This is a genomic window from Epilithonimonas sp. UC225_85 (assembly GCF_042695135.1).
Lineage (GTDB): Bacteria > Bacteroidota > Bacteroidia > Flavobacteriales > Weeksellaceae > Epilithonimonas.
In genome coordinates this window covers 3,475,080-3,487,718 of record NZ_CP170547.1, presented here as the reverse complement: position 1 = coordinate 3,487,718, position 12,639 = coordinate 3,475,080, and the positions used below count along the sequence as shown (strand labels likewise).

The window sequence follows — 12,639 nt, the reverse complement described above, 5'->3', positions numbered from 1 at the left end:
TTTCATTATCAAAAATTAGTGAGTGCAAATTTACGAAAAAACGGTGTAATATTTACACCGTTTCTTTCTTCTAATTATGATTATTTAATTCAAAAAAACCGATTTTTTCAAGATTTTTCCGTTCCGGATTTTCCAGGCGTGGAAGGAGCTCGGAACATCAAAATGCCATTTCGGTAAAATCAGAATAATCAAAATAACATCAAAATGCGAAATGAAACCCAGAATCACACAAATATAAAATGCCCAGCCAGCTTCCGAAAATCCAATGAGATAAGTGAAAGCTATCAGCAAACTCAATCCCCAAAATTTGGAAAGCCAAGCGTGCGTGCAAGTTTCTTTTCCGAATTTCCAAAGACTGATAATGTAGCACAAAGCTTCCATTCCGAAAATTAAAGAAATACTTTTCCAGTGTTCTTGAATGATTTCCGGATTCAGAAAATAAGTCGCGAAACCAATCGACAACCAAAACACCAAATCCGTTTGGCTGTCCAATCGCCTCAGTTTTTCTGAAGAAACACCAACTTTTCGGGCAATGATACCATCAAAAATATCGGTGAGTAATCCGAAGTACATTAGAATTAAAACTAAAATCGGAGAGTTTTCGATTTCAAAATATGCCAAAAGGAAAATAATTGGTGCGAGAAGAAATCTTACCGTTATTAAAATGTATGGAATGTTTTTCATAATATTTGATTTTAATTACAAACCAAAATTATTTCCTAAACCAGAATTTCTCAATGCGGAAAAGAATTAATATTTTTTCTAAATTTGTGAAAATCGCAAAAATGTATCAGGAACTTTTATTGAAACAGATCAGAAGCAGGATTGGAGACAAATCTCTGAACGACGAGATCGCCAATGTTCTCAATATCAGTTATGATGCGGCTCATAGAAGAACGTCTCTGAAATCCAAATTTTCTTTGGAAGAAAGTCTTATCCTTTCAGAATTCTATAATATTTCTTTGGATCAGTTTGTGAAAAATGACGGGAATCTTCTTGTAAAGAAAACCAAAGCAGTTAACAGAACAGAAGATCTCTATTCCTTTTTTGAAAATTCTCTTGATATTCTGGGTTCATTCAATTTTTCGGAAACTTCTGTCATTTATTATTCGGCGAAGGATATTCCGTTTTTTTATACTTTATCCGACACGCCTTTATCAAGATTTAAAATCTATGTCTGGATGAATCTGCTCAATTCCAGGCAGGTTTTTATGCCGTTTCAGGATTTTAAGCCGGAACCATTCAGTTCCAAAACAAAACTTCTGCGTGAGATTTACGAAAAACAAAATGTAACCGAATTGTGGAATGATATGACCATTTCCAGCATTCTCTTGCAGGTTTCTTTTTACTCAGAAATTGGATTGCTAAGCAAACAAGATGCTGTATTGATTTTAGAAGAACTGGAAGAATTGATTCGGTACATAGAAAGTAAAACGGAAAATGACTCTCGTTTTAAGATCTATCAGAACGAATTGGTTCATCTTTCCAATGATATTTTTATCGACAATGGTGAGCAATCTGCGTTGATAATACCTTGTAATATGTTTGGATATCTGTTGCTGAATGATTCAAAAACGTGCAAAGAAACTCTGAATTATTTTGAGCATCAGATCAAGAATTGTAAATCTCTGAACACAGCCGGAAATAGAGACCGGAAATTATTCTTCAATAGAATGTATCAGAAGATAGATAAGCTTAGATTGTCGCTCACAGAAGAGATTTAAAATCCGTCTATTCATCTTTTTTCGAAGGAATCAGGAAAACATCCATCAAACCTTCCGGTAAAAACATTTTGATGAATTTCTCTTCACGATTTACTTCCAGAATCCAGTCTTTAATAATTGGGATAATGATTTCTTTTCCGGCAAGATTCAGGATAAAATAATTCTGCGCCGTCATATCATTGATGGAAACGATATTTCCGCAAGATTTTCCGTCTTCTTCACGGATTTCAAAACCAATAACTTCGTGATAATAGAATTTTTTCCCAGTCAGTGGAGGTAGAGTAGAAAGCGGAAGATAAACGCCTTTTCCAATGGATTGGTTTACCAACGCTTCAGAAGAGTTTTTGAAAGTAAGGATTTTCGTATCACCTCTCTGCCACTGCTGTTTTTCAACAAAAAAAGGAACTAGCAAACCATTAATTTCTAAGAAAATGGATGTCAGTTTGTCGTACATTTCCGGTTGGTCTGTATCAAGTTTCAGGATCACATTCCCTTGCAGTCCGTGTGTTCTGGTAATGGTTCCTAAAAAATAGCAGTCTTCTTTTCTCATTATTTCCTGTGGTAAATTTTATTAAACAACAAAGACACGAGAGTATCGTGTCTTTGAGATTGTATCTTTTTGTAAAGAATTAAGCCTGAGTTTCTTCAGTTCCTTCTGCTTCAGCAGCAGGAGTCTCTTCAGTTGTCTCAGCCGTAGCTTCTTCAGTTGCTTCTACTTCGGCAGGAGCGTTTGCAGCTTCCTCAGCAGCTTTAGCTTCAGCAAGTTTTGCCTCTTCTTCAGCTTTTGCATCATCCAAAACTTTTTGAGCAGCATCTACTCTTGCTTGGTTTACTTTAGCTTCAGCTTCCAATGCCGCTTTTTTAGCGTCAGCCTGAGCTTTTGTCAAACCTTCAACTTTACCTTGTACTTTTGCTTCTTTACCTTCCACCCAAGCAGCGAATCTCTTCTCAGCTTCAGCTTCGTCGAAAGCACCTTTAGCAACTCCACCCTGAAGGTGTTTTTTGTACAACGCCCCTTTGTAAGAAAGGATAGCTCTTGCAGTGTCAGTTGGCTGTGCACCGTTGTTCAACCATTGTACAGCAGAATCTACGTTTAGTTCTATTGTAGCAGGGTTAGTAATTGGGTTATAGATACCTAGTTTTTCGATGAATCTACCATCTCTTCTAGCTCTGGAATCTGCAACCACGATGTGGAAAAAAGGTTTCCCTTTTGATCCGTGTCTTTGTAATCTGATTTTTACTGACATAAATTTTAAAATTTTGGGAACACGTCCCGGTTAAATATTAAGTGTGCAAAGATAGAAAAATATTTTAATGTAACAATTTGAAAATCTAATAATTTGCCAATTTGAAAATAAAAATTCTTCCACTTTCAAACCCAAAAACTCTCAAACCAATTTTTAGAAGCCGGGAACCTGCTTTTCGCTGCAATCTTTTTTGCCACAAGTTTTGTCGGGCTGAGGCTCTAGAAGTCCAAGCAAAAAAGTATTTCCACTGCAATCAGGGCTATGGGATTTGAGATAATAAGATGTGATGTTTTCGATATTCGTTTATTATTAGAGGTGTCACACTGAGCGGAGTCGAAGTGTCCGAGTTAATTAAGTCCTTTCTTATAAGTTGCCAAAGCTCTTTCCCTCGCAAATTTATGCTCCACAATTCTATTATCAAGAATATCTTTTTCAAAATCAGGATTCCATTTTCGGATGTATTTTAAATCTTTATCAAATTTCTTCGTCTGTTCATCCGGATTGAAAACCCGGAAATATGGTGCTGCATCGCAACCGCAACCTGCTGCCCATTGCCAGTTTCCGTTGTTGGCAGACAGATCGTAATCCAAAAGTTTCTTTGCAAAATAAGCTTCGCCCCACCGCCAGTCTATCAGAAGATGTTTTGTGAGAAAACTCGCAGTTACCATTCGGATTCTGTTGTGCATTCTTCCGGTTTGGTTTAATTGGCGCATTCCTGCATCTACAATTGGGTAACCCGTTTCACCTTTGCACCATTTTTCAAATTCAGCTTCATTATTTCGCCACGGGATGTTTTCGTATTTCTCTTTAAAACAATAATTGACAACTTTTGGAAAATGAAAAAGAATCTGCATAAAAAATTCCCGCCAGATCAGTTCATTCAGCCAGGTTTCATTGTGATTTAAGGCAAATTTCACACATTTCCGAACTGAGATTGTTCCAAACCTCAGCGCAATTCCCAAATGCGTCGTTGCATCCAAAGCTGGAAAGTCCCGTTTTTTATCATAATCGTCAATAATTTTTGATTCCAAAGTTGGTTCTTCAAAATCAAAATCTGTTTTCTCAAATCCGATTTCTTTTAGGCCTAAAATCTTTTTATGAGGCAATTTTTGAAACTGATTTTTATTGATTTTAACTGAAGCGTAATCATTTCCAGTCAAAAGTTTTTTCCACTTTTTAGAGAAAGGTGTGTAAACGGTGTAAGGTTCTCCGTTATCTTTTGTTATGTCATTTTTTTCAAAGATTACCTGATCCTTAAAGTCAATAAAATCGATGTTCTTAGAAGTGAGAAAGTCCTTTACTTCTGTATCTCTTTTGATAGCCGACGGTTCATAATCCCGATTGCAATAGACAGATTTTACATCATAATCCTTTTGTAATTGCTTGAAAATTTCCAAAGGTTTTCCATAGAATGTCAAAAGAGTTGTTCCGTATTCTTTTAGTTCTGTATTGATTTTTTCAAGAGCCTGATGAATGTAATCTACTCGTCGGTCATATTTATCTTCGAGATGATCCAGGATTTCTTTATCAAAAATAAAAATCGGAATCACTTTCTCATCAGACTTCAAAGCTTCTGATAAACCTTGATTATCTTCCAGACGAAGATCTCTGCGAAACCAGAAAATTGAAATTTTTTCCATTTTGAAAATTAAGATAAATAAAGAACTTGCTTAAAATTTATATTTTAGAAAATTAATGACAAAAATCTCGCAGATTGGCTGATTTTGCAGATTATTTTTTAAGTGAAAATCTGCCAGATTTGCCAAATCAGCGGGAGTGAAAACTTAATCCAGACTTCCCATATAAAACAACCCCAGGCATTTCTGGTTATCTTCTGTTTTTAAAGAATCTGTAAGCTGCTCAACAATTTTTGGAGAACTCCAGTAACAGCCGATTCGGTTTGCGGTGCAGGTCAGATACATATTTTGAACCGCCATAGAAACTGCCGCAATCTCTTCCCAATCCGGAACCAGGCCGCTGAAGTTGACGACGATTGAAAAGACAGCATTGGCTTTTGAAATTTTGAACCCGATATCGTCATATTTCTTCTGAAGAAACTGAGCTTCCGGTGTAGAATTTTTATAAATGGTTTGGAGTTCTAATCCAAGCTTTTGCTTGTCCTCACCTTTGAAAGTTTTGAAACGCCAAGGTTTCGTCCGCTTGTGATTCGGAGCCAGAACGGCGTTGCTTAGGATCTCGTCAAGGATATTTTGAGGAATTTCTTTGTCGGAGTAATCTTTTGGGAAGATGCTTCTTCGCTCTTCTATGATGTTTTTTAAAATGTGTGCGTTTTCCATATTCAAAGATACGGGAAGAAAGACAAAAGAACAAAGTGAAAAGAGTGAAGAATATGGTAAAGAGTAAGAAAGGGAACTTCTGACTTCTGGCATCCAGCTTCTGACTTTTAAAATATCTCCACAATTTCCTGCCCGATCTTGTTGAGGACAAAGGAATCGCCGGGTTTCTTTCCAAGCATTATTTTTGCCATTGGACTTTCCGGAGAAATAGCATAGAAACGATCGCCTTCGAAGAAAAATTCTCCCAAAGAAACTGAGATGTAAAATCGCGCTTTGTTTGTAATGACCAGTGAACCGAGTTTTATGGTATCAGAAACCGAGTTCAGGACTTTCCGCATTTGTGTCTGCATCGTTTTCAATGAAACCATCTGCTTGTCCAAATGATAAATCTCTTCCTGAATCTCTTCTCTTATAGAATCGTATTTTGAAGTTTTCTTGATATCACGGCTTGCTTCCAGAGAGAAATTAAGGTAAAACTCTAATGTTTTTACCTTGCCGGAAATCGTTTCATTCACAAAATTACGTAACTCGCTTTTATTATAAACTGTCTTCTGCATAAATCCAATTTTGAATAAAGATAATAATTAAAAAAATAAATAAAAAACCTCTCTAAAATATTTAGAAAGGATATATTTCAAATGTGAAAATCATAAATTATTCCAAAAGATCCGGTCGGCGCTCTTTTGTGATCCTTACCGCCTCATCGTGCAGCCAATCCTCGATGGCACCGAAGTTTCCGCTCAGTAATATTTTTGGGACAGATAAACCTTTGTAAGTTTCCGGTCTTGTATAAATTGGCGGAGAAAGGAGATTGTCCTGAAAACTGTCTGTCAGTGCACTTTGCTCATCATTCAAAACACCTGGTAAAAGCCGGATTACAGAATCAGCCAAAACACAAGCTGCCAATTCTCCACCCGTCAAAACATAATCGCCGATGGAAATTTCTTTGGTGATGTGAAGATCTCTCACTCTTTGATCTATGCCTTTGTAATGACCACAAAGGAAAATTAGGTTTTTTTTGATGGATAATGTATTGGCAATCCGTTGATTCAATGTTTCGCCATCTGGTGTAAGATAGATAATCTCGTCGTATTCACGTTGAGATTTCAGTTCGGAGATGCATTTGTCAAGAGGTTCTACCATCATAATCATTCCTGCGCCGCCACCGTAAGGCTCGTCATCAATCTGGCGGTGCTTGTTGATACTCCAGTCTCTTATATTGTGAAAATGCACTTCTGCAAGTCCTTTTTCCATTGCTCTTTTCAGGATGGAGGTTTGGAACGGGCTTTCCATCAATTCGGGAAGTACACTTATGATGTCTATTCGCATGATTATAATTACTGTTCGGTAGGATTTTTTCTGGATGGCGCAATGATCAGCCTTAATGAAGAGTCTTTGTTGATATAGCTCCACATCCAGTTGAAGAAAATTGCGATCTTGTTTCTGACACTCAAAATCAGCATCAAATGTAAGAACATCCAGAAATACCAAGCAAGAAATCCCTGAAATTTAAATTTCGGAAGGTCCACAACCGCACGGTGTTTCCCAATGGTAGCCATAGATCCACGATCAATGTATTCGTATTGTTCCCAGTCTTTTTCAGAGTTCTTTTTGAAATTTCGAGCAAGATTTTTCCCTTGATTGATGGCGACATTCGCTAATTGTGGATGCGCCTGCGGATATTTTGGCGTTTCCATATACGCAATATCACCGATGGCGAAGATATTATCAAAGCCTTTGACTCTGTTGTATCTGTCCACTACATACCGGTTTCTTACGAGATTTTCTTTATTAAAGTCATCAATGATATTTCCCGTAACGCCGGCTGCCCAAATCACATTATTAGTAGGAATCGAGTTTCCACTTTTCATATAGATGATCTCTCCGTCGTAATCTGTAACACGTTCATTTTTAAGAAAATTAACACCCAATTGATTAAGATATTTTTCGGCAGCATCCTGAGATTCCTGGCTCATCGCTTCCAGAGGTTTGTCACCGGAACTTATCAAAATGATATTAAGATCGGAGAAATTCATTCTTGGATAATCTCTCGGGAGGATCTGGGTTTTCATTTCAGAAAATGCGCCGGCAAGTTCAACTCCTGTTGGTCCGCTTCCCACGATTACAAGGTTCCAGTTGCCATCGTCACTTGCTTTCCTTTCGATAATCATCTTTTCGAAGGTCATCAGAATATGATTCCTGATTGTAATGGCCTCCTGTGTATTTTTCATTCCCAATGCCAGATTCTGCATCTTTTGATTTCCGAAAAAATTAGTCTTGCAGCCTGTAGCGATCACGAGTTTGTCATAAGTGAAAACGCCGTCTTCACCAATGACTTTTTTTTCTTCAGGAAGTATTTTTTTTACTTCCGTCATCCGGAATTGGATATTTTTCGATTTCTGAAAGATCTTTCTGAAAGGGAATGAGATATTGGAAGGTTCTATCCGACCGGTTGCAACCTGATAGAATAATGGCTGGAACATATGATGATTCATCTTATCGATCACCATGACTTTATATTTTCCCTGATTGTTGAGATTCCTGGCAAGTTGTAAACCTGCGAAACCACCTCCGATGATGACAATCTTTTCCCTCATTGCGAATTTTTTTATAAAATTAAGGTTTTTATTTTGCTTACCTGCAAGCAAAAATTGTGCTTAAATATTTTGAGTATTGTTTGATATTAGCTAAAAAAAAGAACCCTGACAGAAGAGTCTGACAGGGTTTCTAAAAACACAAATGATGAAAAAAAATTAATTTTTATAAAAACCGTTCGTTCCGATTCCGGATTTGAACGATTTGATCTGAGTCCCTGTTGATGAATAAACATAAGACGTGCTTTCTCCAGTGAAACTTGCATTGGATACAAAAATCTTGCCATCTATTACATCAAAGCCATAAACATATCCAGTAGCTGTAAATAATGTTGAAGCTGCAGAGCTCGCTGTTGCTATGTTTTTCGCATATACTTTGTTGGCTGCATCCAGAAAATAAAAATTACCAGAGTCTATTCTTAATTTTTGAATATTAGGAATCCCTGCAAGCGTAGTTGTGGTGAAAGTGCCATCTGTTGCATTGATCTTATAAATGTAAGAATCTGTAGATGTAGAAGATAGTGCATAAGCAAAACCTTCATACGAAACAAGGTCTTTTACAATGCCCGCATCCGGCAAAGTCACTGTTTTATCGACTGCGTTTGTAGCCGGTTTTACAATGGTAATGGTGTGGCCTGTCGGCAATTCGTTGTAGTTATTGTCATAAGTAGAACCATCTGTCTGTACTACGATATTTCCATTCGCTTCCACTACTTTTTCCGCATAACGGTCAAAATTGATGCTTTTAACAAAAGTATTGTCTGCATTATTGTAGATATTAAGCTTTTTAACATCGAAGAAGTTATTGTTTGTCACATAATACTGGCTGTCAGTGAAGGCAATATATCTCGGACTTGAGATATTAGAAGTGATAACTGCATTTTTGGTGAAGTTGAAACGGTTTACTACGACAATTTTATTGCTGTTATTAACAACCAAATAGGCATTAGTTCCTTTGAAACCGATAGTTTGAAGAACATCTCCAAGGTTTTCATTGTTTGAGGTGTTATAAATGCCCAATATCCCTTCACTTAGATTTGATGATACAAAATCTACAGTCGCACTCGGTGTGCCAAATTTACCTTCATTGGAAATAAGAATGCCGCTGTAGGAGGTTTCCTGATTGTTGTAAACAGGATCATCATCTTTACAGGATGCAACTATCAGAAGAACGGACGCCAAAAGGGCGGTTAAAAATTTGTTGAATTTCATAAGTTTAATTTATTTATTGTTTTTTATTTAAAAGTTTAATTTTAAGCTGACAGCATAATTCCTTTTCGGCATAAAGTAGTAATCTACAGTTTCATAAATCTCATCCGTAATATTATTGACCTTAAACCCGATTTGAATATTTTTCTGAGGATTGATAGTAATTCCGGCATTTAAAATCAAATAATCTTCAAGAAAATTACTTTCAGTATTGTCTGTAAATCGTTTGCTGTTATACAAAGCCTGAAAAAATAATCCGGCTATCTTGTATTGATAATCAGTATTGAAATTGATCTGATGAAACGGAACGTAACTCAATTGTTTTTTGGTTTCCAAATCGGTCGATTGTGTGTAGGAATATCCAATCTGGGAACTAAGTTTCTGATTTGTCCAGTTTTTATTGAAAGATAAATCGGTTTCCAGTCCATAAAAATCCACTTTATTAACGTTTCTTGGCGACCAGTTTGACGAAGTTATCGGAATCCATTGGATCATATCCTTCATCTTGATATAATAAGGTGTGATGCCCAGTTTGAAGTTTTTGTAACTAAAATAATGCGACATCTCTGCCTGGTAGGATGTTTCCGGCTTCAAATCCAGGTTTCCGCCCGGCTGCCAATAGAGATCATTGAAAGTTGGCGCCCGGAAATTTCTTGAAATATTAATTGAAGTCTGATACCAGTCATTTACCGAATATTTCCCCGATGCAGAGAACAAAAACGGACTCTCATAACCTTCCACAAAATCATATTTGCTTCCTAATTCCCAATAGAATTTCGCTGAATTTCCGTTTCTGTAAAGTAAAGAGAGGTTTACCTGATTTCTTTTTGGATTTTGAATTCCGGATTGATAACCCTCACCTTGGTTATATTGATATTCTGAAATTAGATTAAATGAAGACTGTTTTGAAACGAAATAGTCAAGATCATTTCTTACAATGTATTGTTTCCCAGTTCCCCCGCTGGATTTACTTTTATCAATGTCTCCAAAATACTGAAAGTTGTCTTCCAGATAAACCAGTTTCAGATCATTTTTTATTTTGTCCGAGTTAAATTTCCAGCCAGCCAAACTCCGGAAAGTCTGAACAAGATATTTGGTTTTAATCTGATTTTCGTCGAAAATAGGGTAGTGCTGATCGCTGTCATAATGCTGTGATTGCCAATAAAACTCATTATTATCACTGATTTTATAAGCTAAACCAAGATTGAATCCCGTATTCTGATATCGCCCGTTTCTGTTGATGTAATTCTTCTCAGCTACTTTATAGTCATTTTCACTTTGAGAATGGTTAGCAGAAAAACTAAAACTCAATTTCGCATTGCTGTATTTCGCTTTGATGAATGAATTAAACGTCCCGAAAGAGCCATATTCCGAAAATAAAATTCCGTGAAATCCTTTATCAAAATCCAAAGTATTGTTGAGGTGTACAGATCCGCCAACTGCGCCGCTTCCGTAGATCACACTTCCGCCTCCAAATTTGATCCCGACATTTTCGTAGCTCAGAAGATTCAGATTATTGATGTCTCCCTGACCCAAAAAGATAGAATTTACATTAATACCGTTCCAGACAAAAGCTGTTCTGGATGCGCCGGTTCCGCGGAAAGACGGTGAAGAAGTGGATCCTCTTCCGTTTTCTTTGATGTAAATATTACTTTGAAATCGCAGAAGATCTGATAAAGAAGTCGAGTTTTCTAAAATCTGGACTGAATTAAGATTCGATATTTTTGCAGTTCTCCCGACTTTATTGAATTGATTATCAATATATACGGTATCAATCAAAGATTCCTGAGCGGAAAATTGATGCAAGATGACTAGAGAAAAAAGAGTAAAAATACGTTTCATAATGACCTGCCTTTCCTCCGAAAGCATTGATTAAATTTTCTCTGGCAGGTCTCCTGACTTTCGCTGATTTTGCGCCTTCTCATCCGTTTTTTGGCGGACAATGGCAAGATTGCAGAATCTTCTTGTTGCGATTTACAGTTGCGGGGACAGTTGAAGAATTACGCTTCATTCCCTTTTAATCCCGAAACATTCGGGAACCAAATATTTTGCAAATATAGTAAAGTTCGGGCAACAATTGTACTATTCATTAAAACGGAAGCGTCCCAATGGTCGAAGTCTCTCTTTTTTTGTAAAAATTTTCTAATGGTTTCGGAAAGGATTTTTCGTCAGCCTGCTTTTCATCGACTATTAAATAGTCATTGTCAGAGGCAAATTTTTCTAATGCTTTTTTAGAGTCCAGTTCAATCGTATTGATTTCGATTGTCATATTTTTATGCGTCAGTTTGTGGTTGATGATCTTGGAATTGATAATTAATTCTTCCCATTCTTGCGGAACCGACGTCGGGAATTCGTACAATTTCTTCCAGATAAAATCATTTCCCCTTTGCTTGATGAGAAATTGGTTTTGAAATTTGACAAAGTAATATTTCAGACTTAGATCTGTGACTTTTGCTTTTTTCGTTTTAACAGGAAACTCAGATATTCTTCCGGTTTGATAAGCAATGCAGTCATCATTCACGGGACATTCGGGACAAAGCGGATTTTTCGGTTTACAAATCTCCGAACCGATGTCCATAATTGCCTGATTAAAATCGCCTGGTTTGTCTTCCGGCATGATTAATAATGCAAGATCTGTAAAATATTGGAAGGCTTTGGAACTCGACATATCAAAATCATCCGCAAAGATCCTTGACAGAACGCGATAGAAATTCCCATCAATTGCCGGGATCTTTTCATCAAAACAGATGCTTGCAACCGCAGCCGCCGTATATTTTCCAACACCTTTCAGTTTCAGAATATCGTTGTAATTAGTCGGGAATTTACCTTCAAATTCTTCGATGATCTGATGCGCGGCTTTATGGAGATTAATAGCTCGGGAATAATAGCCCAAGCCTTTCCAGTAAAGCAAAACTTCGTCTTCTGATGCTTTGTGAAGTTCCTCGACATCAGGGAATCTTTCTACAAATCTCAGATAATGTCCGAGACCTTGTTTCACCTGTGTTTGCTGCAAAAGAATTTCGCAGATCCATATATTATAAGGATGCTGGTTTTCTCTCCAGGGAAGTTGTCTGGCATTAGTATCATACCACTTTATTAGCTTTTTCCCAATGTGAAGAAAATCAGCATTTTGTTTGTTTGTTTTCAAAAATATGTCTTATATTTGCACACCAAAAATATAAAGAAAATTATAAAATGACAAAGGCAGAATTGGTAAATACCATCTCGAACAAGCTGGGAGTAGAAAAGAATGATACACAGAAAGTTATAGAAGCTTTCATGCAAGAGATCAGAACATCTATGTATAACGGAGATAACGTTTACTTAAGAGGATTTGGATCATTCATCATCAAAACAAGAGCGGCTAAAACAGGAAGAAATATTTCTAAGAACACGGCAATAGAAATCCCTGCTCACAATATTCCGGCTTTCAAACCTTCAAAAACTTTTGTAGAAAAAGTAAAGACCAAAGTTGCAGTTAAATAATTAAATAAATAACGTATAAAAATATAAATTATGCCAAGCGGAAAAAAAAGAAAGAGACATAAGGTTGCAACTCACAAAAGAA

Annotated in this window: 13 protein-coding genes and 1 riboswitch; of the genes, 2 read left to right on the top strand and 11 right to left on the bottom strand. The window is 36.7% G+C overall.

Annotated elements, in window-relative coordinates; translation table 11 throughout:
- Positions 1-84 precede the first annotated feature (84 nt).
- A complete protein-coding gene (locus ACFJGY_RS15900; RefSeq protein WP_379965873.1) occupies positions 85-684 on the bottom strand; it encodes a CDP-alcohol phosphatidyltransferase family protein in 600 nt (199 codons plus the stop codon).
- Positions 685-785: 101 nt separating this feature from the next.
- On the opposite strand from ACFJGY_RS15900, the gene ACFJGY_RS15895 reads away from it, so the two are divergent.
- Positions 786-1,724 carry an XRE family transcriptional regulator gene (locus ACFJGY_RS15895; protein WP_379965870.1) on the top strand — a complete coding sequence of 313 codons (939 nt, stop codon included), beginning with the start codon at positions 786-788 and terminating at the stop codon, positions 1,722-1,724.
- Positions 1,725-1,731: 7 nt separating this feature from the next.
- Here the strand turns inward: ACFJGY_RS15895 and rimM are convergent, their stop codons facing one another.
- The 10 genes from rimM to mutY all read right to left on the bottom strand — a co-directional run bounded on the left by rimM (position 1,732) and on the right by mutY (position 12,219).
- Positions 1,732-2,274, bottom strand: a complete 543-nt coding sequence (gene rimM / locus ACFJGY_RS15890) for a ribosome maturation factor RimM (RefSeq protein ID WP_379965867.1) — start codon at positions 2,272-2,274, stop codon at positions 1,732-1,734.
- Between the two features lie 79 nt (positions 2,275-2,353).
- Complete coding sequence (locus ACFJGY_RS15885) at positions 2,354-2,971, bottom strand: 30S ribosomal protein S16 (protein ID WP_379965864.1); 618 nt, start codon at positions 2,969-2,971, stop codon at positions 2,354-2,356.
- A gap of 347 nt (positions 2,972-3,318) precedes the next feature.
- Positions 3,319-4,611, bottom strand: coding sequence for a cryptochrome/photolyase family protein (locus tag ACFJGY_RS15880; protein WP_379965861.1), 1,293 nt, complete (start codon positions 4,609-4,611; stop codon positions 3,319-3,321).
- A gap of 144 nt (positions 4,612-4,755) precedes the next feature.
- Entirely contained in the window at positions 4,756-5,268 is a 513-nt protein-coding gene (locus ACFJGY_RS15875; RefSeq protein WP_379970219.1) for a nitroreductase family protein, read from the bottom strand.
- A gap of 107 nt (positions 5,269-5,375) precedes the next feature.
- On the bottom strand, positions 5,376-5,825 hold the full coding sequence (locus ACFJGY_RS15870; protein WP_379965858.1) for a hypothetical protein: 450 nt from the start codon (positions 5,823-5,825) through the stop codon (positions 5,376-5,378).
- Between the two features lie 97 nt (positions 5,826-5,922).
- The gene (trmD, locus tag ACFJGY_RS15865) at positions 5,923-6,597 is read right to left on the bottom strand and encodes a tRNA (guanosine(37)-N1)-methyltransferase TrmD (protein ID WP_379965855.1); all 675 of its coding nucleotides are present in this window, start codon (positions 6,595-6,597) and stop codon (positions 5,923-5,925) included.
- A gap of 8 nt (positions 6,598-6,605) precedes the next feature.
- A complete protein-coding gene (locus tag ACFJGY_RS15860; protein WP_379965852.1) occupies positions 6,606-7,865 on the bottom strand; it encodes an NAD(P)/FAD-dependent oxidoreductase in 1,260 nt (419 codons plus the stop codon).
- 156 nt (positions 7,866-8,021) lie between these two features.
- Complete coding sequence (locus ACFJGY_RS15855) at positions 8,022-9,074, bottom strand: hypothetical protein (RefSeq protein WP_379965849.1); 1,053 nt, start codon at positions 9,072-9,074, stop codon at positions 8,022-8,024.
- Positions 9,075-9,101: 27 nt separating this feature from the next.
- Positions 9,102-10,913, bottom strand: coding sequence for a TonB-dependent receptor plug domain-containing protein (locus ACFJGY_RS15850; protein WP_379965846.1), 1,812 nt, complete (start codon positions 10,911-10,913; stop codon positions 9,102-9,104).
- Positions 10,914-10,938: 25 nt separating this feature from the next.
- Positions 10,939-11,130: riboswitch (cobalamin riboswitch) on the bottom strand.
- 30 nt (positions 11,131-11,160) lie between these two features.
- Positions 11,161-12,219, bottom strand: a complete 1,059-nt coding sequence (gene mutY, locus ACFJGY_RS15845; RefSeq protein WP_379965843.1) for an A/G-specific adenine glycosylase — start codon at positions 12,217-12,219, stop codon at positions 11,161-11,163.
- A 47-nt stretch (positions 12,220-12,266) separates the two neighbouring features.
- Between mutY and ACFJGY_RS15840 the strand changes: the two genes are divergently transcribed.
- Positions 12,267-12,557, top strand: coding sequence for an HU family DNA-binding protein (locus tag ACFJGY_RS15840; RefSeq protein WP_027383593.1), 291 nt, complete (start codon positions 12,267-12,269; stop codon positions 12,555-12,557).
- The last annotated feature ends 82 nt before the right edge of the window (positions 12,558-12,639 follow it).